The sequence below is a fragment of the Streptomyces sp. NBC_01006 genome, assembly GCF_045162725.1.
In the GTDB taxonomy this organism is placed as follows: Bacteria; Actinomycetota; Actinomycetes; order Streptomycetales; family Streptomycetaceae; genus Streptomyces.
Map to the genome: position 1 here is coordinate 993,804 of NZ_CP108700.1, position 23,569 is coordinate 1,017,372.

General features: G+C 74.2%; 21 protein-coding genes and 2 pseudogenes. 8 read left to right on the forward strand and 15 right to left on the reverse strand.

Annotated features, from left to right (window positions below; translation table 11 throughout):
- Positions 1-68 precede the first annotated feature (68 nt).
- Positions 69-1,340, forward strand: coding sequence for a pyroglutamyl peptidase (locus OG509_RS04465; RefSeq protein ID WP_406180294.1), 1,272 nt, complete (start codon positions 69-71; stop codon positions 1,338-1,340).
- Between the two features lie 5 nt (positions 1,341-1,345).
- On the opposite strand, the gene OG509_RS04470 is transcribed toward OG509_RS04465, so the two are convergent.
- Complete coding sequence (locus OG509_RS04470) at positions 1,346-3,079, reverse strand: DUF885 domain-containing protein (protein WP_406180296.1); 1,734 nt, start codon at positions 3,077-3,079, stop codon at positions 1,346-1,348.
- A gap of 211 nt (positions 3,080-3,290) precedes the next feature.
- Here OG509_RS04470 and OG509_RS04475 point away from each other — a divergent pair, with 211 nt between their 5' ends.
- From OG509_RS04475 to OG509_RS04485, 3 genes are all read left to right on the forward strand, one after another.
- Positions 3,291-3,725 carry a hypothetical protein gene (locus OG509_RS04475; RefSeq protein ID WP_406180297.1) on the forward strand — a complete coding sequence of 145 codons (435 nt, stop codon included), beginning with the start codon at positions 3,291-3,293 and terminating at the stop codon, positions 3,723-3,725.
- 82 nt (positions 3,726-3,807) lie between these two features.
- Entirely contained in the window at positions 3,808-4,458 is a 651-nt protein-coding gene (locus OG509_RS04480) for a hypothetical protein (protein WP_406180299.1), read from the forward strand.
- 59 nt (positions 4,459-4,517) lie between these two features.
- Positions 4,518-4,718, forward strand: a complete 201-nt coding sequence (locus OG509_RS04485; RefSeq protein ID WP_406180301.1) for a hypothetical protein — start codon at positions 4,518-4,520, stop codon at positions 4,716-4,718.
- Positions 4,719-4,755: 37 nt separating this feature from the next.
- Here the strand turns inward: OG509_RS04485 and OG509_RS04490 are convergent, their stop codons facing one another.
- From OG509_RS04490 to OG509_RS04520, 7 genes are all read right to left on the reverse strand, one after another.
- Complete coding sequence (locus OG509_RS04490) at positions 4,756-5,175, reverse strand: hypothetical protein (RefSeq protein ID WP_406180303.1); 420 nt, start codon at positions 5,173-5,175, stop codon at positions 4,756-4,758.
- Between the two features lie 91 nt (positions 5,176-5,266).
- Positions 5,267-6,622, reverse strand: coding sequence for an MFS transporter (locus OG509_RS04495; RefSeq protein ID WP_406180304.1), 1,356 nt, complete (start codon positions 6,620-6,622; stop codon positions 5,267-5,269).
- Positions 6,623-6,696: 74 nt separating this feature from the next.
- The gene (locus OG509_RS04500) at positions 6,697-8,721 is read right to left on the reverse strand and encodes a prolyl oligopeptidase family protein (RefSeq protein WP_406180306.1); all 2,025 of its coding nucleotides are present in this window, start codon (positions 8,719-8,721) and stop codon (positions 6,697-6,699) included.
- A gap of 83 nt (positions 8,722-8,804) precedes the next feature.
- Positions 8,805-10,445, reverse strand: a complete 1,641-nt coding sequence (locus OG509_RS04505) for a glutamate synthase subunit beta (RefSeq protein ID WP_406180307.1) — start codon at positions 10,443-10,445, stop codon at positions 8,805-8,807.
- Positions 10,446-10,489: 44 nt separating this feature from the next.
- Positions 10,490-11,356, reverse strand: a complete 867-nt coding sequence (locus tag OG509_RS04510) for an alpha/beta fold hydrolase (protein WP_406180309.1) — start codon at positions 11,354-11,356, stop codon at positions 10,490-10,492.
- Between the two features lie 51 nt (positions 11,357-11,407).
- Positions 11,408-12,184, reverse strand: a complete 777-nt coding sequence (locus OG509_RS04515) for a nucleotidyltransferase domain-containing protein (protein ID WP_406187459.1) — start codon at positions 12,182-12,184, stop codon at positions 11,408-11,410.
- 78 nt (positions 12,185-12,262) lie between these two features.
- Positions 12,263-12,700, reverse strand: a complete 438-nt coding sequence (locus tag OG509_RS04520; RefSeq protein WP_406187460.1) for a MarR family transcriptional regulator — start codon at positions 12,698-12,700, stop codon at positions 12,263-12,265.
- 84 nt (positions 12,701-12,784) lie between these two features.
- Between OG509_RS04520 and OG509_RS04525 the strand changes: the two genes are divergently transcribed.
- Positions 12,785-13,675 carry an alpha/beta fold hydrolase gene (locus tag OG509_RS04525; RefSeq protein WP_406180310.1) on the forward strand — a complete coding sequence of 297 codons (891 nt, stop codon included), beginning with the start codon at positions 12,785-12,787 and terminating at the stop codon, positions 13,673-13,675.
- On the opposite strand, the gene OG509_RS04530 is transcribed toward OG509_RS04525, so the two are convergent.
- Together OG509_RS04530 and OG509_RS04535 are read right to left on the reverse strand one after the other, a co-directional pair.
- Positions 13,654-13,935, reverse strand: a complete 282-nt coding sequence (locus OG509_RS04530; protein ID WP_387291862.1) for a DUF6225 family protein — start codon at positions 13,933-13,935, stop codon at positions 13,654-13,656. The genes OG509_RS04525 and OG509_RS04530 overlap by 22 nt on opposite strands.
- 74 nt (positions 13,936-14,009) lie before the next feature.
- A pseudogene (locus tag OG509_RS04535) lies at positions 14,010-14,430 on the reverse strand (TetR family transcriptional regulator C-terminal domain-containing protein); the annotation flags it as partial.
- Between OG509_RS04535 and OG509_RS04540 the strand changes: the two are divergent.
- A pseudogene (locus tag OG509_RS04540) lies at positions 14,374-15,300 on the forward strand (amidase family protein); the annotation flags it as partial. The pseudogenes OG509_RS04535 and OG509_RS04540 overlap by 57 nt on opposite strands.
- A gap of 64 nt (positions 15,301-15,364) precedes the next feature.
- On the opposite strand, the gene OG509_RS04545 reads toward OG509_RS04540, so the two are convergent.
- Positions 15,365-16,348, reverse strand: coding sequence for an aldo/keto reductase (locus OG509_RS04545; protein WP_406180311.1), 984 nt, complete (start codon positions 16,346-16,348; stop codon positions 15,365-15,367).
- A 102-nt stretch (positions 16,349-16,450) separates the two neighbouring features.
- On the opposite strand from OG509_RS04545, the gene OG509_RS04550 reads away from it, so the two are divergent.
- A complete protein-coding gene (locus OG509_RS04550) occupies positions 16,451-17,038 on the forward strand; it encodes a TetR family transcriptional regulator (protein WP_406180313.1) in 588 nt (195 codons plus the stop codon).
- Positions 17,039-17,210: 172 nt separating this feature from the next.
- On the opposite strand, the gene OG509_RS04555 is transcribed toward OG509_RS04550, so the two are convergent.
- The 4 genes from OG509_RS04555 to OG509_RS04570 all read right to left on the reverse strand — a co-directional run bounded on the left by OG509_RS04555 (position 17,211) and on the right by OG509_RS04570 (position 22,457).
- On the reverse strand, positions 17,211-18,854 hold the full coding sequence (locus OG509_RS04555; protein WP_406180315.1) for an isovaleryl-CoA dehydrogenase: 1,644 nt from the start codon (positions 18,852-18,854) through the stop codon (positions 17,211-17,213).
- Entirely contained in the window at positions 18,838-19,452 is a 615-nt protein-coding gene (locus OG509_RS04560) for a TetR/AcrR family transcriptional regulator (protein ID WP_406180317.1), read from the reverse strand. The genes OG509_RS04555 and OG509_RS04560 overlap by 17 nt, the downstream gene beginning before the upstream one ends.
- 156 nt (positions 19,453-19,608) lie before the next feature.
- Entirely contained in the window at positions 19,609-20,931 is a 1,323-nt protein-coding gene (locus tag OG509_RS04565) for a cytochrome P450 (protein ID WP_406180319.1), read from the reverse strand.
- Between the two features lie 149 nt (positions 20,932-21,080).
- The gene (locus tag OG509_RS04570; protein ID WP_406187461.1) at positions 21,081-22,457 is read right to left on the reverse strand and encodes an MFS transporter; all 1,377 of its coding nucleotides are present in this window, start codon (positions 22,455-22,457) and stop codon (positions 21,081-21,083) included.
- Positions 22,458-22,638: 181 nt separating this feature from the next.
- On the opposite strand from OG509_RS04570, the gene OG509_RS04575 reads away from it, so the two are divergent.
- On the forward strand, positions 22,639-23,556 hold the full coding sequence (locus tag OG509_RS04575) for a helix-turn-helix domain-containing protein (RefSeq protein ID WP_406180320.1): 918 nt from the start codon (positions 22,639-22,641) through the stop codon (positions 23,554-23,556).
- Positions 23,557-23,569: the final 13 nt, after the last annotated feature.

The window sequence follows — 23,569 nt, forward strand, 5'->3', positions numbered from 1 at the left end:
GGGAACCGGCCAGACCTGCAAAAAGGCGTCTGGTGGGGCGCGGTGATGGCTATGTAATGTCACATCGCATGATGCTTTTACGGCGCACCGCCTCGCTCGCGGTCCTTCTCGCCACCGTCCTCCCCCTGGCCGTCACCGCGCCCGCGCACGCGGACGACACCTCCTCCTGCCGTACGACACCCTCTGCTCCCCTCGACGCCGAGCAGGCACGGCTCGCGGATGCGCGCAGCACCGCGCTCGTCGAACGCGCCGGGTTCGGGGACTTCGTACGGCGCTTCCCCGCCGCACTGTGCTCGGCCCGCAACCCCGCCGAGGCCGAGCGGCTGCTCGACGGCTGGGGCGAGGCGCTCTGGCAGTCCGCCGTACGCCGCGCCCAGGGGCAGCGGCCCGGCGGCGACCTCCCGGCCGGGGACGACCGCCCCCTGTACTGGACCCGGCTGGCCATGACCACCGCGCTCGCCCGCTGGGAGCCGGGATTCGCCGTCGACCGCGCCGCACTGCGCGCCCGCTTCGAGGACGCCTCCCGCGGCCTCGCCGACAACGGCTTCCGGACGCCGGCGGGCGTACGCCGCGTCTTCATCAGCGGCTTCGACCCCTTCGGGCTCGACACCGAACTGCGCCGCGCCAACCCCTCCGGTTCCGCCGCCCTCCAGCTCAACGGGCGCCGGATCACCCTCGCCGACGGCAGCCGCGCCGAGATCCGGGCCGTCGTGCTGCCCGTACGGTACGCCGACTTCGACGCCGGCATCGTGGAGCGGGCCTTCGCCCCGCGCCTGGCCGGCGGCCCCGGCGCGGCGGACGTCATCACCACGATCAGCCAGGGCTACCCCGGCATCTTCACCCTGGAGGCCTGGGCGGGCCGGTCCCGGTCGGCGGATCCGTACCCCGACAACACCGGCTCCCTCTCCGGCGGTACCCGCGAGCACCCGGTGACCGCCCCCGGTCTCGGCCCGGGCGCGGAGTTCATCCGGACGACACTCCCGACCGAGGCGGCGACCGGCGCCGTGCAGAGCCCGTACCCGGTACTGCTCAACACCGCCGTCACTGAGATCCCGGCGGGCGCCACCGGGCCGGTGGACCGCGAGGACGGTCCGACCCCGGGTTCGCGGGCGGTGGAGGGCGGCGGGGGCGGCTACCTGTCCAACGAGGTGGCCTACCGCTCCAACCGCCTGCGCGGCGAACTCGCCCCGCGACTTCCCGGCGGCCACCTGCACACCCCGGTCCTCACCGGTCTCCCGGCGGACCCGAGCCTGCTGACGGGCCCCGAGTTCGAGCGCAACGAGACCGCGATCACCGCGGAGGTCCGCGCCGTCCTGGAACACACCGCCGCCCGCCCCTGATCCCCCTACAGGGATCCGAGTTCGTCGCTCAGATCCGTCAGACCGAGTGAGCCGAGCGAGAGCGCGGCCATGTGCCAGCGTTTGAGGTCGAAGTCCGGGCCCTGTTTGGCCCGGGCCCGCTCCCGCCCCTCCAGCCAGGCCCGTTCGCCGAGTTTGTACGAGATCGCCTGGGCGGGCCTGCCCAGATAGCGGACGACCTCGCTGTCCAGGTAGGCCGCGGGCCGGCTGGAGTAGCGGCCGAGGAACTCCCGCGCCAGCGCGGGAGTCCACCGCTCCCCCGGCCGGAACGGCGAGTGCGCGGGGATGCTCAGCCGCAGGTGCATGCCGATGTCGATCACCACGCGGACGGCCCGCATCATCTGGGCGTCGAGGTGGCCCAGCCGGTGGGCGGGGTCGGTGAGGAACCCCAGCTCGTCCATGAGGCGTTCGGCGTAGAGGGCCCAACCTTCGGTGGTGGCACTGACCTTGGCGACGTTCGTCTGGTAGCGGGAGAGGCCCGCCGCGACGAACGTCCAGTGCCCCAGCTGGAGATGGTGCCCGGGGAAGCCCTCGTGGTACCAGGTGGAGACGAGGTTGTGGGTGGGGAAGCGGGTCCGGCCCAGCGTCGGCAGCCAGGTCCGGCCCGGGCGGGCGAAGTCCAGGGACGGCTGCGAGTAGTACGGGGCCGCGGGGCCACCGGGCGGCGCGATGCACGACTCGACGTTCCGGACCGGCTCGGCGATGTCGAAGTGCCGCCCGTCCAGGGCCGCCACGGCCTCGTCCATCAGGGACTGGAGCCAGACCCTGGCCTCCTCCACTCCGTGGACGCTCTTGCCGTGGTCGTCCAGCCAGGCCAGTACCACCCAGGGGTCCTGCCCGCCCGGCAGGATGCGCGTCGCCTCGGCCCGCATCTCGGGCAGCAGCCGGTGGAACTCCTCCCAGCCGTACGCGTACGCCTCGTCGAGGTCGAGGTCCGCGCCGGTGTAGTAGCGGGCGAAGCGGCCGTACCGCTCGCGGCCGACGGCGTCCTCGGCGCCGGTCCCGGTGGCCTGTGCCTCGTACTCGCGCCGGAACCACTCCCCCAGCTCCGCGAAGGCGCCCGTCGCCACCCGCGCGGCGGCCTCGACCTCGGCGCGCAGGTGCGGCGGCGCGCCGGCGGCCAGCGGGCCGAACCCACCGCCCGTTGAGCCTGCGGAACCCGTGGTGCTCATGGTGCTCGTGGTGCTCGTGGAGCCCAGCCACTCCTCCAGTTGGGCCACGTTGGCCCGTACCTGGCGCGGCGCCGCGGCCAGTCCGCGCCCCACGCCCTCGGCGAGCGAGGCCCGGTAGCCGCTCAGGCAGTCGGGCACGGCCCGCAGCCGCTGCGCGATCGCCGCCCAGTCCTCGGACGTACGGGTCGGCATCACCGCGAAGACCTTGCGGACCCGGTGCAGGGGCGAGGAGATGTTGTTCACCCCGCGCACGTGCTCGCCCGCCTCGTACTGGGCGAGTTCCGCGTCGAGCCGCTCCCGCAGCAGCCGTGCGCACCGCCGCTCGACGTCCACGTCAGAGCCGGTGTCGGCGTCGCTCCCGGCGAGCCGTACCAGGGTCTCGCGCGCGAGAGAGGCCTCGGCGGCGGCCCCGTCGGGCGAGAAGTCCGGCAGTCTGCCGACGCCGACGGAGGTGCCGAGGTACGTGCCGGTGATCGGGTCGAGCGCGACCAGGGCGTCGACGTGCGCGTCGGAGATCTGGCGGGGCAGCTCACGCTGAGGCCTCAACATGCCCGAAGCACTGCCCACCGCCTCCCCCCGACAAGCCCCGGGGCCCTGTCTTTGGCCGGTATCCCGCTGCCCGGCCGCCCGGCCGCTCACGCTCTGCGAGCAGCACCGATACGCCCCGACATGCGCCCCGCGCCACCGTTACGCACGATGGATGTCGGGACCGACGGGTCAGGAAGACCCGGGGTCCCGCACCCGAGAGAGAGGCGGCGCGATGAGCAGCACGCCGAGTGGAACGACTGGAAGCAGCAGGCCGACCGGTACGGGCAGCCCCTGGGCCGAGGGCGGCACGGTGTTCGCAGGTGTCCTGATGATCGTCATTGGCGTCTTCGCCATCATCGAGGGCATCGTCGCCCTCGCCAACGACGAGGTGTACACGGACATCGGGAACTACACGTTCAAGTTCGACCTCACGGCCTGGGGCTGGATCCATCTCATCGTCGGCATCCTGGTCCTCCTCGCCGGCGCGGCCATCCTCAAGGGCTGGGAGGCCGGCCGGATCGCCGGTATCGTCCTGACCTCCCTGTACGTGATCGTGCACTTCATGTGGCTGCCGTACCAGCCGCTCTGGTCGATCGTCGCCATCGGCATCGGCGTGTTCGTCATCTGGGCCCTGTGCACCGACACCTCGCGGTACGCGAAGCCCTGACGGTGTGACGGCAGCGGCCGGACACAGCCGGATACCCTCGTGCCGGTACGCCTACGACACCGGCACGAGGAGCAGGGACAGCATGACGATCGACCGGCCGGGCCGGCCCGAAGACCTCCCCGCGGCGGAACTGCTGTGGGCCCGGTGGGCGTTGGTCGCCGTACTGGAGGCGACCACCGCGGCGGAGAGCCGCGGCATCCACCGCACCGGCCACTGGATCGACGGCGCCGCACTCCGTCTCGACGACGCCGGCTGCACGTGGTGGGCCCTGGCCCGGATGGGCCAGGGCCGCTTCGTGCTCTACGGCGAGGACGAGTCGAGCGGCGTCAAGTGGCACGAGCCCGCCGTCGACATGCTGGCGCAGGGCCCGGACTGGCTCCCGTACGAGACGCTGCGCGACCTGCTGGAGGGCTGGGAGCTGGGATGCGTCTACTGGTACGAGAACGGCGCATGGGCCCGCGCGCCCTACCCGGAGGACCTCAAGGACGACGGTCTGGACTGCGGTATGGACCGCTTCGTCGATCGGCGGGAAGTCCTCGGCCTGCTGGCCGACCACGGCCCGGCCGCGGAGGAGCTCCTGGCGGCCGCCGAGGAGTACCGGCTGGCACCTCGGGCACTGGACGCCCTGGTCGCGGCCACCGGCAACGAGGACCGGGACGAGGACTGGGACCTGCCCGCCATGCACCGCGCGCTGCACCTGGCCGGCCTCGCGGGGGAACCCGTCACCACGTAGTGCACGGGTTCCCGAAGTGTTCTAGCGTCGTATGAGGCGTCCGCGTGGAGGTGAGAAGGGTGGCAAGTCCGACTCCGGCCCAGTTCCGGGCCGTCCACGGCGACATGGACCGGTGGCAGGCCGTCGACTTCGAGGTGTACGAGCACCTCGTCGAGAACCAGTACGTCGTCCACCCGTGGCCCCGGCCGGAACCCGGCGACCGCCTGCCGCCCCGCCAGGGCCCGGACCCGGCGACCGGAGTAGGGCCGCCGCCCGATTAGGCCGTGTCTTTTGGATCAGGCCGGATCAGCCCGCGGCCTAGGCCGAGACCCGCCCGGCGCGCGGGGCGGCGAGCCGGCGGGCCGCGCGGACCAGGCCGTACGTGGCCAGCGCCGCCACCGGGACGGCCGTGACGGCGACCGTGGCCCACTCCTGCGCGTAGTGCGCGGCCTGGGTGGGCGTCCGCTCGAAGGTGATCATCGGGCCCCAGGTGTAGTAGCCCCAGATCATGACCAGCTGCGAGAGCACGGCGCGCAGGACGGCGTGCACCGCCGTCGGCGCCGTGGCCGAGACCAGCAGCACGACGGCCGCGTACGGCACGTACCCGGATGCGAAGCGGCTCGCCGCGGTCGCGTTCATCCCGTCGCCGTCGCCCGCGACGGCGATCCAGGCGGACAGGGCTCCGGCGGCCAGGGCCACGGCCGCGGTGACGGCTGCTCGCTGCGCGCCCCTCTTCATCTCGTTCTCCTCACCTGCCACGTGCCGACCTGATCTCCTCCACCCTCCGTCGCCGGCATGCGCGGAGAATGACAGGAATATGACCGTTTCGTCACGAGGTGGGCGTGGGGAGCGGCCCCGTCTCCTCCCCGGTGCGGTCCTCCCCGGTGCGGCCCTCCCCGGTGCGGCCCTCCTCGGCGTGCTCCTTCGCCGCGCGGCGCCGCAGCGCGTCCTCGTCCGTGTCGGAGTCGTACGTCACCAGCCTGGGCAGCGCTACGGCCAGGGCCGCCACCGCCGCCACGCACATCAGGCCTCCGCTCCAGAACGCCGACCGCGTGCCCGTCCAGCCCGCGACCGTGCCCGCGCGGACCTGGCCCAGCTGCGGGCCCACGCTGTACGAGAGCACCTCGATGCCCGCCAGCCGCCCGCGCAGCTCCTCGGGAATGGTCTGGTTCCAGATCGTCGCCCGGCCCAGGCCGCTCAGCATGTCGCCGGCGCCCGCGACCGCCAGGCACGCCAGCACCACCCAGATGTCGGTGAACCAGCCGGCCGCCGCGATCGCCACACCCCAGACCGCGGCTCCGCACACCACGAACAGCCCGTGCCTTCGCACCCGGGAGGTCCAGCCGCTGGTCATCCCGAGGACCAGGGAGCCCACGGCGCCCGCCGAGTACATGAGGCCCAGCGCCCACACCGCGTCGAGCTCGTCCGCGAGGAAGGGGAAGATCGTGTTCGGGAAGGCGAAGAACATGGCCGCCAGGTCCACCGCGTACGTGCCGAGCAGCACCGGCCGGCTCCACGCGTAGCGCGCGCCCTCGGCGATCCCGCGCAGCGAGGGCCGCTGCGCGTCGGGCGAGGGCGGCGCCGGGGCCAGCCGGGTGCACAGCAGGACGGACAGCGCGAAGCCGGCGACGGTCACGCCGTAGGCGGCCGGATAGCCGGCGTAGGCGACGACCAGGCCGGCGAGCGCCGGTCCGGCGATCGCACCGATCTGGTAGCGCAGCGCGTTGAGCGCGGCGGCCGCGGTCATCTGCTCGTGCGGCACGATCCGCGCCATCATCGAGTCCAGGGCCGGGCGCTGCAGCCCGGCCAGCGCCGAGACGCCGGCCGCGACCACGTACAGGGGCCACAGCAGCGGGTTCGGCAGCAGGGAGTTCACGAGCAGGACCAGGGCCAGCACCCCGAGCCCGGCCTCGCTCAGCAGGATCATCCGCCGCCGGTCGATCGCGTCGGCCAGGGCCCCGCCGTAGATGCCGAAGACGACGAGCGGGACGAGTTCCACCGCGCCCATCGCACCGACCGCGAGCGGCGAGTCCGTCAGGTGCTTGATCTGGAGCGGGAGGGCGATCATCGCCATGAACGACGTGAAGAACGTGATGGCGCCCTGGAAGAAGAGCAGCCGGAAGTCGCGACTGGAGCGCCACGGGGAGAGGTCGGGCAGTAAGCGGGACGAACGGGTGGTACTCACAGCGGATCATCGTGCGGGAGCCGCCCGCGCCCGGGCAACGCATTTTCGTGTTGCCGGGCGCGCGGCGGTGCCCGTCACCTCGCGCCGGCGCCCAGGTGCTGCCACAGGAACGTGTACGCGAGCGCGTGGTTGACGGCGGCCTGTTCGTTGTCGCTGGCTCCGCCGTGGCCTCCGCCGGTGTTCTCGTGGAAGAGCACCCGGTGCCCCAGCTCCCGCAGCCGGGCGGCCGCCTTGCGGGCGTGGCCGGGGTGGACGCGGTCGTCGCGGGTGGAGGTCATCAGCAGCAGGGGCGGGTACGGCCGGTCCGCGGCGAGGTTGTGGTACGGGGAGAGGGCTTCGAGGTGGGGCCGGTCGGCCTCGCTGTCGGGGTCCCCGTACTCGGCGACCCAGGAGGCCCCGGCGAGCAGGCGGTGGTAGCGCAGCATGTCCAGGAGGGGCACCTTCGCGACGACCGCGCCGAACAGCTCCGGGTGGCGGACGAGCATGGCGCCCATGAGCAGGCCGCCGTTGCTGGCGCCGGTGATGCCGAGCCGGTCGGGGGTGGTGATGCCCCGGGCGGTGAGGTCGGCGGCGACGGCGGCGAAGTCCTCGAAGGCCCGTACCCGGTTCGCGCCGAGGGCGGCCCGGTGCCAGGCGGGGCCGTATTCGGAGCCGCCGCGGATGTTGGCGACCGCGTACGTACCGCCGCGGGCGAGCCACGCCCGCCCGGTGAGCGGGCTGTAGCCGGGGGTCTGCTGGTCCCGGAAGCCGCCGTACCCGTAGAGGAGCGCGGGCCCGGGCCCGTCCTGGCCGGCGGGGCCGACGACGAAGTACGGGACCCGCGTGCCGTCCGCGGACGTCGCGAAGAACTGGCGGACCGCCAGCCCGCGGGCGTCGAAGCGGGCGGGGGCCTGCTTGAGCGGCTCGGAGTCGGCGCCGATGTGCCCGTACGTGAGGGTGGAGGGCTGCAGGAAGCCGTCGACGTTCAGGAAGTACTCGTCGCTGACGTCCGCGTCGGTGTCGGTGACGGTCGCCGAGGACAGGGCCGGCACGTCCGCGAGCGGCCGGCGGCTCCAGCCGTCCGGGCCCGGGGTGAGGACCTCGATGCGGGTGGCGACGTCGGCGAGCGTCTCCAGGATCAGGTGGTGGCGGGTCCAGCTGTGCCCGGCCAGCGCGGTGCGCTCGTCCGGCGCGAACAGCACGTGCGCTGAGCGGTCACCGGCGAGGAACGCGTCGAAGCCGAAGGCGAGGAGCGAGCCCGCCGGGTGTCCGAGCCAGGGGGTCTTCGGGGTGACGATCAGCCACTGCCGGAACGCGTACTTCCCCGCGTCGTCCGGGACCTCGACGCGGACGAGCCGGTCGCCGCCGGCGAGCAGGTACAGCTCGTCGTGGAAGAAGTCGGTGTGCCGGGAGACGAAGTCGCGCTCGTGACCGGGGGTCGGGTCGTGCCAGCCCGCAGCGGACACGTCTCCCGCCTCGGCCTCGAAGACGAGCTCGGCGTCCGCCAGGGGGGTGCCCCGGCGCCAGCGGCGGACCGTACGGGGATAGCCGGAGGCGGTCAGCGAACCGGGCCCGAAGTCGGTGCCGAGGAAGACGGTGTCCTCGTCGATCCAGCCGATCCGGGTCTTCGCCTCCGCGACGTGGAAGCCGCCGTCCTCACCGGGGACGAAGGCCCGGCCGTCGAGGTCGAACTCGCGGACCACGACGGCGTCGGAGCCGTCCCGGGACAGCTGGACCAGGGCCCGGCCGTAGTCCGGGTACCGCACCCGGGCGCCGGCCCACACCCATTCCTCGCCCTCCCGCGCCGCGAGGGCGTCGATGTCGAGGAGCACCTCCCAGGCGGGGTCGTCCTTGCGGTACTGCTCCAGCGTCGTACGCCGCCACACGCCCTTCGGGCGGTCCGCGTCCCGCCAGAAGTTGTAGAGGTGAGCCCCGCGTCGGGCGGTGTACGGGATGCGGTCGGCGTCGTCGAGGACCTCGCGCAGTTCGTCGCGCAACGCCTCGAAGCCGGGGTCGGCGGCGAGCGCGGCGGCGGTCTCCGCGTTCCGCTCCCCCACCCAGGCCAGCGCGGCCTCGCCCTCGACGTCTTCCAGCCACAGGAAACGATCTTCAGCAGTCACCCCACGATTGTGCAGCCCCGCGGGGCGCGCCGGAGCCGCGTCGGGTGAAGCCCGGTCTTCGGGTCCGGTTCCGGCGGGGCCGGTCAGGCCGACAGCGGCCGGTCGTGGGCGCCGACCGGGGCGGGCAGGGCCGTGGAGCCGGTGAGGTAGCGGTCCACGGCGGCGGCCGCCGCCCGGCCTTCCGCGATGGCCCACACCACCAGGGACTGGCCGCGCCCGGCGTCGCCCGCCACGAAGACCCCGTCGGGCCGGCGGCGGGAGGGCCGCTCCCTCGGCGGGCCCCAGGTCGGCGGCACGCCGGCCGCCGGGGCCTCGGCCCAGGGCGGCGCCTTGGGCCTCGCGGGACGGCCCGGTGGCGCGGAGGCGCCGGGCCCTCCGGACTTGCCGAGCTCGCGGGGATCGCCGGGCCCGCCGAGGGCCGCGTAGTGCGCGTCCCGGGCGAAGTTGCCCCGGTCGTCGCGGGTGAGCCCGAGCTGTTCGCCGAGCCGGCAGGCCCGCTCGGGGCCGGAGAAGCCGAGCGCCAGCAGGACCAGCTCCGCCTCGATGACCCGCTCGGTGCCCGGCATCGGCCTGCGCCCCACGGGCTCGACCGCCGTGAGGTGCAGGGCCCGTACTCGGCCGTCCGCACCGCCCTCGAAGTGCAGGGTGGCGCTGGAGAACAGCCGGGGATCGGTGCCGTGCCGCCCGCGCGCCTCCTCGTGGGCGTGGGAGATCCGGTACACCTGCGGGTGTACCAGCGGCCACGGCTCTCCCTCCGGCCGCTCGGGGCCCGGCTCCGGGCGGATGTCGAGCTGGACCACCGACAGCGCCCCCTGCCGCAGGGCGGTGCCCAGGCAGTCCGAGCCGGTGTCCCCGCCGCCGACGATCACCACGTGCCGGCCCTCGGCGGTGAGCGCGGGCGCCGCGCAGTCCCCCTCGCCGACCCGGTTGGCGCAGGTCAGGTACTCCATGGCCTGGTGGATGCCGTGCAGCTCGCGGCCCGGCGCGGCCAGCTCCCGGCGCTCCTCGGCCCCGACGGCGACGACGACCGCGTCATGGCGTCGGCGCAGTTCCGCCGCGTCCACGCGGCCGCCTATGTCTGCGTCCGTACGGAAGACCGTGCCCTCGGCCCGCATCTGGGCGATCCGCCGGTCCAGGTGGGTCTTCTCCATCTTGAACGCGGGGATGCCGTACCGGAGCAGGCCGCCGATGCGGTCGGCCCGCTCGTAGACGACGACGGTGTGCCCGGCCCGGGTCAGCTGCTGTGCCGTGGCGAGCCCGGCCGGGCCGGAGCCGATGACGGCCACGGTCTGTCCGCTGAGCCGGCCGGGCGGCGCCGGCGGGGCGTATCCGAGCTCCCAGGCCTGGTCGGCGATGGTCTGCTCGACGTTCTTGATGGTCACCGGGTCGGCGTTGATCGCCAGTACGCAGGAGTCCTCGCAGGGGGCCGGGCAGAGCCGGCCGGTGAACTCGGGGAAGTTGTTGGTGGCGTGCAGCCGCTCGGCCGCGGCCCGCCACTCGCCGTGCGCGGCGTAGGCGTTCCACTCGGGGATGAGGTTGCCGAGCGGGCAGCCGCCGTGACAGAAGGGGACGCCGCAGTCCATGCAGCGGTTCGCCTGCGCGGACACCAGGGGCAGCAGCGTCTGCCCGGCGTGCACCTCCCGCCAGTCGCCGAGCCGCTGGTCCGCGGGGCGCGACGGGACGGAGCTACGCGGGGTCCGGAGGAACCCGTACGGGTCGGTCATGCGCCGCCTCCCTGGTCACAGGCGGATACGGCGGTCAGACCAGGTTACGCCGGGTTCGGGACTCCCGCGGTGGCCAGGAACGCGGCGATGACCCCGGTGAACCGCTCGGGGTCGTCGAGCCACGGGGCGTGGCCGGCTCCGGGCTGGACGGCGAGCCGGGCGTGCGGGAAGAGACCGGCGTACTCGGCGGCGGCGGGCTGCGGCAGCGATACGTCGTACTCGCCCGCGAGGAGGAGCACGGGAGCGTCGAACCCTGCGAGTGCCGTACGGGTGGCGCCGGGGTCGAAGGCGCCTTCACCGGCGTAGCCGGACGTGGCCCCGGCGTTCTTCTGGGCCTCGTCGGCGGCGTCGTAGGCCCGGGCGGCGTCGTCCCAACGACCGTGGAGGAAGGGGGCGATCGCCTGCCAGCTGTCGGCGGTGCCCCGGCCGGCGACGACGGCCTCCAGGGCGGCGTACGCGTCCGCGTACCAGGGCTCGCCCCGGCGCAGACGGGCGGTCTCCAGCCTGTCCTCGCCCGTGATCGTGATGCCGACGCCCATCACGCTCGGGGTGAGCAGGACGAGCTTGCCGACGCGCTCGGGGTGGCGGCCGGCGTACAGGGCGGCCAGGTTCGCGCCGGCCGAGTGCGCGAGCAGGTCCATCCGGTCGAGGCCGAGGTGCGTGCGCAGGGCCTCGACGTCCTCGACCTGGCGGTCGCAGCGGTAGGAGCCGGTGTCGGCGGGTACTTCGGACCGGCCGGTGCCGCGCAGGTCCAGCATGATCAGCTGCCGGTGCGCGGAGAGCCCGCCCAGCTCGCCGAGGTAGACGGAGTCCCGCATCGGCCCGCCGGGCAGGCAGACGAGCGGCGGTCCGTCCCCGCCGAGGATCCGGTAGGCGAGCGTGGTCCCGTCGGGCGCGGAGAAGGTAGGCATGGCGCTCACCCTTCCAGCGGCTGCGCCCCCTGACAACCGGGTTTCCCCCGGTCAGAGGCCCGCGCGGGTCCGGGCGACCAGGGCGCGGGCCTCGGCGACGGTGGCCGTCAGCGCCTCGGCCGTGGTGCCGGGCGCGCCCAGCAGGTCGCGGACGCGGCGGCCGAAGCCGGCGGGTGCGCCGGGCAGCGTCTCGGCGACGGCCAGCGCGCCCTTCTCGTTCAGGCACCAGCGGCGGTCCGCGGCGAACAGCGCCTGCACCAGCACGCCCACGGCCCGGGACAGGCACAGCGACACGTACAGGGCGTCCGCCCGGGCCGCGCCCTTCGCCGCTCCCTCGACCAGGAACTCCGCCTCCCAGGCCCCCGCCGTCAGCGCCTCCCGCAGCGGCTCCGGATAGTCGGCGGTCTGCCGTCGAAGGTCCGTGAGCTCGCCCGTCGGATCGGCGAGTACCCGCCCGAGCGCCACCTCGCCCGCGTAGCAGGGCGACCAGAACCCGAGCGGATGCCCCGCCTGTACGCCGACCTCGTACCGTCCCTCGCGGCACTGCTCCCACACCTGCCCGACCCGGTCCAGATCCCGCAGGATCCAGTCCACGGCGGTCCCCTCGACCCGCAGCCACGCGCCGCCGTTCACCCAGGGGCCCCAGTCCCCGGGTGCGGCCACGTCCACCCCGGGTCCGGCCGAGGCGCGCAGCGCGTCGAGATCGAGGTCGCCGCGGTAGTAGACGCCGAGGTCCCAGTCCGATCCGGGCCGGTGCTCTCCGCGGGCCCGGCTGCCGCCGAGCATCACGCCGACCACACCGGGTACCCGAGCGAGGCGCTCCGCCATGTCCTTGATGATCGTTTCCACCGAGCGAGTCTCGCACCGCACGCCCGCGCCGGGCCATCGGATTCCGGCCGGGCGGCCCTACGCACCCTTGCCGGCGAGGTCGGCGGCTTCCAGGGCCGCAGTCAAGTAGCGCCGTACGACGTCCAGTTCACCGGGAGTGAACTCCTCGGCCGCGTCGACCATGCCGCCGATCAGCGGGCCGAAGAAGGACCAGCCCAGCTCGACGGCCTTCGGCTCGACGACGAGCAGGATCCGGCGCCGGTCCCGCTCGTCGCGGCTGCGGCGGACCAGGCCCAGCCGTTCCAGCCGGTCGAGGAGCCCGGTGGTACCCGCCGAGTTGAGCCGCAGCGCCTCACCGAGCCGCCCCGGGGTGACCACCTCCCCCGCCCGTTCGGCATCGAGCAGCCGGATCAGGGCCCGCAGATCGGTCGGATGCAGACCGTTGCGCGCCGCGAACTCGGCGCCACGCAGGTGGAGTTCCACCGTGACCGCGCGCAGGAGGTGTACCAGCCGCATGGCGGGGGTGTCGTCATCGTTCACTCGACTATTCTCTCGCCGAACGAGATAATCGGTCAACGAGACGATATCCGGGGGCCCGCCGTGACCGTGTACGCATCCGCATCCGCATCCGCATCGCAAGAGTTCTTCGCCGCCTACGACGCGCTGCTCGCGCGCTGGCCGGCTGGCACCGCCGAGCTCGACGTCCCGACCCCGTACGGAACGACCCGCGTGCACGCGTACGGGCCCGCCGGGGCCCCCGCGGTCCTGCTCCTGCACGGCGGCGGCTCCACCGGCGCCGTCTGGTTCGCCAACGCCGCGGCGCTCGGCGCACACCACCGGGTCCTCGCCGTCGACATCCTCGGCGACGCCGGCCGCAGCGTGCGCGCGGGCCGCCCGCTGCGCACGACCGCCGACCTGATGGCCTGGCTGGACGCGCTCCTGGACGGGCTCGGTGTCCGGAGCGCCGCGCTGCTGGGGCATTCGTACGGTGCCTGGATCGCCCTGACGTACGCGCTGCACGCGGCGGAGCGGGTCGACCGGCTGGTGCTCCTCGACCCGACCCAGTGCTTCGCGGGATACCGCCCCGGATTCCTGCTGCGCTCACTGCCCGTGCTGGTGCGCCCGCGGGCGGCCCGCGTGCTCGCGTACGTCGACCGCGAGACGTCGGGCACGGACACCGACCCGCAGTGGAAGCGGCTCTTCGCCCTGGCGGCCTCGGACGTCGCCGACCGGAAGCTGGTCGTCGGCCGTCGGCCGGACGCCCGGGCACTGAGGGCCCCGCTGCTGGTCCTGCTCGCGGGCCGCAGCGGGGCCCACGATCCGGAGAAGGTCGCGGCCCGCGCCCGCGAAGCCGTACCGCACGCCCGGGTCGAAACGTTCCCGCAGCTCACCCACTACGCGCTGCCCACGGCGGCGCCCGCGAAGACGAACCGCCTGATCTCCGAGTTCCTCGGGGCCGACCGGGAAGGTCAGTCCAGGTCGAGGTGGTAGGCCCCGGCGGTGGCGTCGGCGAACAGCGTGAACTGGACCCGGTGGCCCGGCTCGCCGTCGTGGTCGCCCGCGCCTTCGCAATCGACGTCCACCTCGACGGGCTCGGCGTCCACGAGGACGTACTCCCCGTAGCCCTCGAAGTCCCCGGGGCCGTCGGCGACGCCGATGTGGATCGGGGTCTCGTCGGGCAGCGCCGCCAGCGCCTCGCGGAGCCGGCCAGCGGTCCACACCTGCGGATTGTGATCGAACATGTCAGCCATGCCGCGACATTAGAGCGCGAAAGGTGCACCACGGCCACGGCGCGCCGGACGGTTTCCCGCATCCGCGACGACCGTCACCCGGAGTGCGTCCAGAGTCTGCCCAGGTGCACGTGGAGGACGTCCTGCGCCTCGTGCGGGGTGAGGTGTCCGATGAGGACGTGCGCGGTGAGGCCGTCCGCGAGGGCGAGGAGGGGTACGGGCCTCGCGCTGCGGATCGAGGGGGGTTGCGCGGCCGGCGTCTTGCGCCGCCTCGGCGACGAGCCGGGCGAACGACTCCTGCAGGGCCGCGTAGTTCGCCTTCAGCGTCACGGCGAGGGCCTCGCTGACCGCCGCCTGCGCGACGAAGGCCAGCCAGACCCTGGCCTCGGCCCGGTGCTCCTCCCGCAGCAGGGAGATCTCGGTGGCCACATGGCCGAGGGCGGTGGCCGCCGACTGGGCCGGGCTCCTGGCGGTCCGGGCCCGTACGCGCTCGCCGATGCGCTCGCCCACGTACCCGACGGCGAAGCCCAGTTCTGCGGTGTGGCGGGGCTGAAGCCGTCCACGGGCCGGTTCCCGGCGGACCACCGCGTCCTCGGCCCGGACGACCCCGGCCCCGCGTCCCAGATGCTCGTCACCGACGGGCCGCCGGCACGGTCGGTGGGCGACCTGCGCCTCGCGTACGAGGTACTGGCCGGGACCGATCCGCGCGACCCACGGGCCGTGCCGGTGCCGGTGCGCGGTGAACCGCTGCCCGGGCCGGTGAAGGTCGCCGTCGTGGCGGACCCCGGCGGGCAGGGCGTCCACCCCGCGGTGCGCGGAGCCGTGGAGAGCGCTGCCGGAGCGCTGCGGGATGCGGGATACGACGTGCGCGAGGTGGCGGACGTACCCCGCACGGCCGAGGCCCTCGACGCATACGGCCGGATCGCCGTGACCGAGTTCGCTCCGAGCCGGCCGGTGGTGCGCACGCTGCTCGGCCCGGGCGGGGACCGGTACATCGCGATGATGATGGAGCGCACCCCGCCCGCGAGCGCGGACGAGCTCGTGGGACTGATGGGCCGTTGGCTGGGCATCCGCCGCTCCGGGGCGGAGTTCCTCGACGAGTACCCGCTGTTGCTCGGCCCCACGTTCACCGAGCCGCCGGTCGAGCCGGGGCTGGAGTCGCGCGACCGGGCGGGCCGCGACCGGGTCGGGTCGGGCATGCGTCTGTGCACGGTGACCAGCTTCGTGGGCGTGCCGGCGGTGGCCGTGCCGACGGGGGTGACCGGCGGACTCCCGTGCGGGGTCCAGATCGTCGGGCGCGCGTTCCGGGAGGACCTGTGCCTGGACGCCGCCCAGGCGGTCGAGGACCGGCTCGGCGTGCTCACGCCCGTGGACCCGCGCGGGTGAGCGCGGGCCCGGGAGCGCCCCGGCCCCGCGGAAGGCGGCGGGGCCGGGGCGGGCGGCCGGACGGTCAGCCGTTCAGGGACGCCATCAGCTCCGGGGCGTAGCGGTCGCCGGAGACCACTCCGTGCGGGGCCACCGCGTCGATGGCGGCCAGGTCCGCGTCCGTGATCGTCACCGCCGTCGCGGCGATGTTCTCCTCCAGGTAGCGGCGGCGCTTGGTGCCCGGGATCGGCACGGCGCCGCGGCGCAGCGTCCAGGCCAGGGCCAGCTGCGAGGGGGTGACGCCCTTGTCCGCGGCGAGGCGCCGGACCTGGTCCACGACGGCCAGGTTGCGGTCGAAGTTCTCGCCCTGGAAGCGGGGGTCCGTCCGGCGGAAGTCGTCCGCCGCGAAGTCGTCCGGCGTGGTGATCGCGCCCGAGAGGAAGCCCCTGCCGAGCGGTGAGTACGCGACGAGCCCGATGCCGAGTTCGCGCAGGGTGTCGAGGACGCCGTCGTACTCGATGCCGCGCTCGAAGAGGCTGTACTCCGTCTGCACGGCGGCGAGCGGATGCACGGCGTGGGCGCGGGCGATGGTGGCGGGCGCGGCCTCGCACAGGCCGATGTGGCGGACCTTGCCGGCGGAGACGAGCTCGGCCATGGCGCCGACGCTCTCCTCGATCGGGACGTTCGGGTCGACGCGGTGCAGGTAGTACAGGTCGATGTGGTCCGTGCCGAGGTGGCGCAGGGAGCGGTCGGCCGAGCGGCGGATGTACTCGGGGGTCCCGTTGTGGCCGCGCAGCTCGCCCTGGTCGGTGAACTCGACACCCGTCTTCGTGGCGATCACGGCCGCGCCGCGGCGGCCGGCGAGCGCCTTGCCGAGGAGCTGCTCGTTCAGGAACGGGCCGTAGCCCTCGGCGGTGTCGAGCAGGGTGACGCCGAGCTCCAGCGCGCGGTCGATGGTGGCGAGGGACTCGGTCTCGTCGGTGGCTCCGTAGTGGGCACTCATCCCCATCAGACCGAGGCCCTCGGCGCCGACCTCAAGGCCCTGACCGCCCAGTGCGCGGATCTCCATGATGCTGCCCTCTCTCCGTAAGTAACTAACTGGATAGTTCGACTATGGACCCACCTCGCGCCGGATGTCAATAACCAGATAGTTACTTGCTAGGCTTCGCCCATGGCACGGGATTCCAGCGCGACCAAGGCACGCCTGCTCGACGCGGCCTTCTCCGAGTTCGCCGCGTATGGCATCGCCGGCGCGCGGGTCGACCGCATCGCCGAGGCCGCACAGGCGAACAAGCGGCTCATCTACGTCTACTACGGCAACAAGGAACAGCTCTTCGACGCCGTCCTGCGGCGGGCGCTGGAGACCGGTTCTGAATCCGTCCCGTTCAGCCCCGACGACCTGCCGGGGTACGCGGGCGCCGTGTTCGACCACCTCGTCGAGCGGCCGTCCCTGATGCGACTCGTGCTGTGGAAGCAGCTGGAGCGGCCCGGGGCCACGGCCGCGGAGGCGGAGTCCTACCGCGGCAAGATCGCGGTGGTGGAGGATGCGCAGAAGGCGGGGCACGTCGACGCCTCGTTGGACCCCGCCGACGTCCTCACACTGGTGATGGGCCTGTCCCAGGCCTGGTTCGGCGCGGTGGGCGGCCCGGCGGCGGGCGATTCGGGCACCGGCTGGGCGGCCGAGCGGCTCGCGCAGCACCGCGCGGCGGTGGTCGAGGCCGTACGCCGCATCACGGCGCCGCGACGCGACCCGGCGTAGAGCCTCCCCTTCCGGATCAGGCCGCGGCGCCGCGCGCGGTGCGGTCCGGCGCGGTTCCGGCCGGTCCAGGTACGCGCCGCACCCGGCCGCCACGCGATGGCGGGACTCCGGGGACACCCCCGAGGCCCGGTCCGCCGAGGATCTCGGCCGGGCCTGGCCGGGGCGCCGCCCGTCAGGCGGTGGCCGCGGGTGCGGTCATGGCCCGGGACAGGATGGTTTCCGTGTCCACGCCCGTCGGGAGCGTCCCGTACGCGCCGCCGTGCTCGCCGCCCAGGCGGGAGGCGCAGAAGGCCTCGGCCACCGCGCCCGGGGCGTGGCGCAGCAGCAGCGATGCCTGGAGGACCAGGGCCATCGTCTCGGTGAGCCGCCGGGCCCGGTACTCGGCCTCGGCCGGATCGGCCAGCTGCTTGTGGAGTCCGGCCACCGCCGCGTCCAGGTGCCGGTCGGCGCCCGCCGCCCGCCCGGCCTCCTCGAAGAAGGCCTCGACGGTCTCCGGCTGCCGGGCCATCGCCCGTAGCGAGTCCAGGGCGGCGACGTTGCCGGAGCCCTCCCAGATCGACGACAGCGGGGCCTCCCGGTAGAGGCGCGGCATGCCCGAGTCCTCGATGTAGCCGTTGCCGCCCAGGCATTCGAGGGCTTCGGCGGCGTGCCCGGGGGCGCGCTTGCAGACCCAGTACTTGGTGACGGCCAGCCCCAGCCGCCGCAGCAGCGCCTCGTCCTGGTTGCCCTGGGAGACCCGGTCCGTGGCGCCAGCGAGGCGCAGGGCGACGGCGGTCGCCGCCTCGGATTCAAGGGCGAGGTCGGCGAGGACGTTGCGCATCAGGGGCTGGTCGATGAGCGCCTTGCCGAATGCCCGCCGGTGCGTGGCGTGGTGGACGGCGCGGATGACACCGAGGCGCATCCCGGATGCCCCGCCGAGCACACAGTCGAGGCGGGTCATGTTGACCATCTCGATGATCGTCGCGACGCCGCGCCCCTCCTCCCCCACCAACCAGCCGAAGGCCTCGTCGTACTCGATCTCGGCGGAGGCGTTGGACCGGTTGCCGAGCTTGTCCTTGAGGCGCTGGAGCAGCAGGCGGTTGCGGCTGCCGTCCGGCAGCACCCGGGGCAGCAGGAAACAGGACAGCCCGCCCGGGGCCTGGGCCAGCGTCAGGAAGACGTCCGACATGGGCGCGGAGGTGAACCACTTGTGCCCGGTCAGCCGGTAGGTGCCGTCCGGGGCCGGGACGGCGGTCGTGGTGTTGGCGCGTACGTCGGAGCCGCCCTGCTTCTCGGTCATCGACATGCCCGCGATCAGGCCCTGCTTGGTGTCGGGCCGGCGCAGTCCGTAATCGTACGTGCGGGAGGCGAGCAGCGGCTCCAGCCAGCCGGCGAGTTCCGGGGTCGCGCGCAGCGCGGGTACGGCGGCGTACGTCATGGACACCGGGCAGGAGTGGCCCGCCTCGACCTGGCCCCAGACGAGGAACTTCGCGGCCCGCGCGACGTGCGCTCCGGCCCGGTCGTCCGCCCAGGGCGCGGCGTGCAGCCCGTGGGAGACGGCGGTGCCCATCAGCTCGTGCCAGTACGGGTGGAACTCCACCTCGTCGATGCGGTGGCCGTAGCGGTCGTGGGTGCGCAGCACAGGCGGGTTCTCGTTGACCACGCGGCCCCACTCCGCGGCCTGTTCGGAGCCGGCGAGGGCGCCGAGCCGGTGGATCTCGGGTATCGCCCACGCGCCGCCCTCGCGGGCGACCGCCTCCAGCAGGGCCGGGTCGGCGGCCGCGTCGTAACCGAGGTGCGGCGGCACCTGGTTGGTGACCTCATGCGTCTGCGGCATCGTGTCCTCCAAGGGCACGCAGGGTGAAGGTGATCAGACCGGGGATGACGTCCCCCGGGGCCGCGTCCCCGTCGGCCAGCGGCCCGACGAGCGCTTCGGCGATCGCGCCGACGAGCGCCGCGGCCGTCAACTCGGGCGACTGGGCCGGGAGTTCTCCGGAGGCCACGCCCGCGGCGATCTGCTGCGCGTACACGTCGCGGAACGCCCGCCGGAAGACGAGGCGTTCGGTGTCGACGGCCGGGTCGGCCGGCTCCGCCAGCAGGGCGAAGGCCCGGCGCGGCGCTTGCAGCGCCCGGTACGCGAAGGTCTCGACGGCGGCCGCCACCCGCTGCGCGGCGCCGCCCGGGCGCTCCGTCGCGGCGGCCACCGCCTCCAGCTCCCGGGCCACGAGCGTACGGAAGAGCGCGGCGGCCAGCTCGGACTTCCCGGAGAACGACTGGTACACGCTGCCGGTGGAGATCCCGGCCTCGGCGGCGATGGCGGCGACCGAGCAGCCGCCGTACCCCTCCCGGGAGAGCAGGTGGACTGCGGCTTCGAGCACCCGCTCGCGCCGGGCGTCGAGGCGGGCCTGCACGGAAGGCGGGCGACGGTAGGGCATGGAAGGATTGAAGCACCGATTCACTGCTTCACACCAGACCCCGGAAGCCCGCAGGAGCGCGGCGGGGCGGGCAGGGTCCGAGAGAGGCGGGGTGCGAGAGAGGCCGGGGTCCGAGAGGGGCGGGGTCCGGGAGGGGCGGGGTCCGGGAGAGGCGCTCTACGAGGCGAGGGTCGCCGGGGTGGGGCCGTCGGGGCGGACGGTGATGCTGTACGCGGCCTTCGTGGGGACGGAGTGGAACTCCGGGACGTGGGCGGGCAGCAGGTGTTCGAGCAGGACGGTCGACTCGCGGAGGGCGAACTGGAGGCCGAGACAGGCGCGCGGGCCGATGCCGAAGGGGAGATAGGCGCCGGGGTGGGTCGGGCGGCCGTCCGGGGCGGTGAAGCGGCGGGGGTCGAACCGCTCGGGGTCCGGCCACAGTTCGGGGTCGCGGTGCGTGAGGTACGGGCAGACCACCACGTCGGAGCCCGCTTCGACGGCGTAGCCGGTCAGCACGTCCGCCTCGGCGGCGTACCGGGGCAGGATCCACGCCGACGGGTAGAGCCGGAGCGTCTCGTGGACCAGGGCCTGGACGGCGCGGTGGCGCTCCGCCGAGCCCGGGGCGCCTGCGGCGAGGGCCTCCTCGCGGGCCGCGGGGTGCCGGTCGAGCAGGAGGTGGAGCCAGGTCAGGGTGGTGGCGGTGGTCTCGTGGCCGGCGACGAGCAGGGTGACCAGCTCGTCGCGGATCAGCCGGTCGGTGTACTCGGGGCGTTCGGCGGCCGCACCGAGCAGCAGATGCAGGAGACCCGGCCCGTCGGGCCCGGCCCCGCCGCCGCGGGCGGCCTCGATGGCGTGGTGCGCGACGGCGTCGATCCTGGCGAGATCGGCGGCGACGGCCTCCCGGGCGCCGGCGGTGTCGGCCGGCAGCTCGGGCATCGCGGCCACCACCACGGCGAGGGCGCCCAGTTCGCGCTCGGTGTCGTCGTCGAGGGGGTGGCCGGTGAGGGAGCGCCAGATGGTGTCCAGGGCGAAGCGGCGCATCTCCAGGCCGACGTCGAACGGCTGCCCGGTACGGGCGTACGCGGCCCAGCGGCCGGCGGTGACCCGGGCGGCCTCCGCGATCCGCTGCTCGTAGCGGCGCATGCCGGTGCCGGTGAACTGGGATTGCAGCAGCCGCCGCTGGCTCTTCCAGGCCTCGCCGGTCGCCGCGAGTACGCCGTCTCCGATCAACAGGCGGGCGCGGTGGGAGCGTTTGACGTACCGGTCGGGGTGCAGGGCCAGCACGTGCCGGACCGCCCGGGGGTCCGTGACCAGCACCGTGGGGCTCGGCCCGAGACCGAACGCCGCGACCCCGCCGAGCCGTTCGCGCACCAGGGCCAGCAGGTCGACCAGTTCGGCCCCGTCGGAGCGCCACCGCTCCACGAGGGCGCGGTCCAGCTCGGGGACCGGCCGTCCCGTACGGGCGGCGGGCGGACGGGGGTCGAAGCCGGCTTCGGTGGCCACGGATCTTCTCCTGTTCGCCGCTGGTCCCGGCCCCTGGCGGAACCCGGGCATCACGGACTGTACGGGAGCGGACGCACCTCGTGACACCCCGCCCCGGTCCGCGGCCCGGGACCAGGGGGTGGCCGGTGAGGCCGAGTGGGAGTGTGCCCCTACCGCACGACCCTCGGCAGGCGCAGGCTCAGCAGCACCGTCAGGGCGATCATGCCCAGCTGGACCAGCAGCGTGACGGCGAGCGCGTCCCGCATGCCTGCCGACGGGACCAGGGCGAGGAACAGGCTGCCCAGGGTCGCGACGCCGAGGGCGAGCGCGGACTGCTGCGTGGTGATCATGACCCCGCCGCCCACGCCCGCCCGGTCGGCCGGTACGTCGGACAGCATCAGCCGCATCAGGACGGGCAGTTGGAGCCCCTGGCCGAGGCCGGCCACGGCCACGCCCGGAGCGAGCGAGAGCAGCCCGAGCTCCGGCCAACCGCGCAGGACCGCGAGGACGAGCAGGATGACGCCGACACCCTGGAGGATTCCGCCCGCGGTGACGACGCGGCTCCCGAACCGGCCGACCAGCCGCGGCCCGGCGAGCGAGGCGGCGAAGAAGGCCAGTGCCATCGGCACCAGCGCCAGTCCGGCCTCCACCGGGCCCATCCGCAGACCCTGCTGCAGGACCACAGCGATGACGAACATGAAACCGCTGAAGCCGATCGAGAACGGCACCACCAGGACCAGGCCCCGCCGCAGCGACTGCAGGCGCAGCAGGCTCGGCGGCACCAGCGGGGTGCGGCCGAGCCGGTCGGCGCGGCGCTCGGTCCGGTAGAAGGCGATGGCGGCGAAGGGGAAGACCGCGAGCGAGACCCACGTCCACAGCGGCCAGCCGGCGGCCCGGCCCTCGGTCAGCGGCAGCAGCAGGGACACCAGCGACAGGGCGAGCAGCAGCGTCCCCGGTACGTCGACCGAGGCCGGCCGGTCCGAGCGGGTCTCCGGTACGGCGCGGGTGGCGAGCACCAGCCCGAGGACCACCACCGGCACGTTGACCAGGAACACCGAGCGCCAGCCGAAGCCCGCGACGTCGGCCGCGACCAGGACGCCGCCCAGGATCTGCCCGGCGACCATGGACAGCCCGGCGGTGGCCCCGTACAGGCTCATCGCCCGGGCCCGGCGCGGCCCCTGGGTGGTGGCCTGGATGGTGGCGAGCACCTGCGGCAGCATCAGCGCGGCCGCGGCGCCCTGCGCCACCCGCGCCCCGACCAGGGTCCAGGCGGTGGGCGCCAGCCCGCACAGGAGCGAGGTGACACCGAAGGCGGTCATGCCGATCAGGAAGAGCCGGCGCCGTCCGGCCATGTCGCCGAGGCGGCCGCCGAGGACGAGGAGCACGGCGTACGCGACGCCGTAGCCGCCGACGATCAGTTCCAGCGTGGCCGGGCCGGCCGCGAGGTCGCTGTCGATGGCGGGCAGCGCCACGTTGACGATGAAGAAGTCGATCAGGGGCAGGGCCGCGCCGAGCAGCACGGTGAACAGCCCGAGCGGGCCGATCACGGCCGGGGCCGGCCCGGAGGCCGGGCGGCCCGCCGGGGCGGACGGGGAGGGACGGGTGGTGCGTACGGTCGTTTCGCTCACACCGGTACGATCGCGCTGCGCTCAGCCTGGTACCAGAGTCTTCCTATCCTGGTACAAGGAATACCTGGCAACGGGATGAGCGGTGCGGCACCCTGGTTGCATGACCACTGTTGCCTCCGACAGCGACGTACGCCGGCACGAGCTGGCCGATTTCCTGCGCAGCCGCCGGGAGCGGATCACGCCCGAGCAGGTGGGGCTTCCGCGCGGCCGCCGCCGGCGCACCCCGGGGCTGCGCCGCGAGGAGGTCGCCCAGCTCTCCGCCGTCGGAGTCACCTGGTACACCTGGCTGGAGCAGGCCCGCGAGATCCAGGTCTCCCCGCAGGTCCTGGACGCCCTGGCGCGCGCCCTGCTGCTCGACGCCAGTGAGCGCACGCACCTGTTCGCGCTGGCCGGCAGCCTCGATCCGACCCCGCATGCCCCGTGCCCGAGCGTGACCCCGGCGCTGCGGGCGATGCTCGACCAGCTGGGGCCGATCCCGGCCTGCATCCAGAACAGCCGGTACGACATCCTCGCGTACAACGCCACGTACGGACGGCTGCTCTGCGACCTGGACGCGCTGGCGCCCGAGGACCGCAACTGCCTGTGGCTTGCGTTCACCAACGCGGACTGGCGGGCGTCGATGGCCGACGTGGCCGAGGTGAACCGCACGATCGTGGCCAAGTTCCGGGCCGCGATGGCGGAACACCTCGCCGAGCCGACCTGGAAGGCCCTGCTGGCGCGACTGGAGGCGCAGTCGCCGGAGTTCCGGGAGCTGTGGGCGCGCCACGAGGTGCTCGGCGTGGGCGCCAAGACGAAGTACATCCGCAACGCGCACGTCGGTCTGCTGCACCTGGAGCACACCAATCTGTGGCTCGGGCCGGCGGCGGGCCCGCGTCTGGTGACGATGGTGCCGGTAGACGAGGAGAGCCGGGCGGGCCTGGAGCGGCTGGCGGGGCTGGAGCTCCCCGACCGCCCGCAGCGGCCGGAGCGCCCGGAGCCGCTCGATTCGCTGCCGCTCCTCGTACCGGCCGCGGTCTGACGCGCCCCCGCCC

Bases quoted from the DNA above. Each gene is read 5' to 3' on its own strand.
- OG509_RS04560 (WP_406180317.1), bottom strand. From the start codon at position 19,452: ATGCCCTACCGTCGCCCGCCTTCCGTGCAGGCCCGCCTCGACGCCCGG.
- OG509_RS04555 (WP_406180315.1), bottom strand. From the start codon at position 18,854: ATGCCGCAGACGCATGAGGTCACCAACCAGGTGCCGCCGCACCTCGGT.
- OG509_RS04545 (WP_406180311.1), bottom strand. From the start codon at position 16,348: ATGGAGATCCGCGCACTGGGCGGTCAGGGCCTTGAGGTCGGCGCCGAG.
- OG509_RS04515 (WP_406187459.1), bottom strand. From the start codon at position 12,184: ATGGCGGAGCGCCTCGCTCGGGTACCCGGTGTGGTCGGCGTGATGCTC.
- OG509_RS04520 (WP_406187460.1), bottom strand. From the start codon at position 12,700: ATGCGGCTGGTACACCTCCTGCGCGCGGTCACGGTGGAACTCCACCTG.
- OG509_RS04575 (WP_406180320.1), top strand. From the start codon at position 22,639: ATGACCACTGTTGCCTCCGACAGCGACGTACGCCGGCACGAGCTGGCC.
- OG509_RS04510 (WP_406180309.1), bottom strand. From the start codon at position 11,356: ATGCCTACCTTCTCCGCGCCCGACGGGACCACGCTCGCCTACCGGATC.
- OG509_RS04475 (WP_406180297.1), top strand. From the start codon at position 3,291: ATGAGCAGCACGCCGAGTGGAACGACTGGAAGCAGCAGGCCGACCGGT.
- OG509_RS04465 (WP_406180294.1), top strand. From the start codon at position 69: ATGATGCTTTTACGGCGCACCGCCTCGCTCGCGGTCCTTCTCGCCACC.
- OG509_RS04490 (WP_406180303.1), bottom strand. From the start codon at position 5,175: ATGAAGAGGGGCGCGCAGCGAGCAGCCGTCACCGCGGCCGTGGCCCTG.
- OG509_RS04470 (WP_406180296.1), bottom strand. From the start codon at position 3,079: ATGTTGAGGCCTCAGCGTGAGCTGCCCCGCCAGATCTCCGACGCGCAC.
- OG509_RS04505 (WP_406180307.1), bottom strand. From the start codon at position 10,445: ATGACCGACCCGTACGGGTTCCTCCGGACCCCGCGTAGCTCCGTCCCG.
- OG509_RS04480 (WP_406180299.1), top strand. From the start codon at position 3,808: ATGACGATCGACCGGCCGGGCCGGCCCGAAGACCTCCCCGCGGCGGAA.
- OG509_RS04550 (WP_406180313.1), top strand. From the start codon at position 16,451: ATGGCACGGGATTCCAGCGCGACCAAGGCACGCCTGCTCGACGCGGCC.
- OG509_RS04530 (WP_387291862.1), bottom strand. From the start codon at position 13,935: ATGGCTGACATGTTCGATCACAATCCGCAGGTGTGGACCGCTGGCCGG.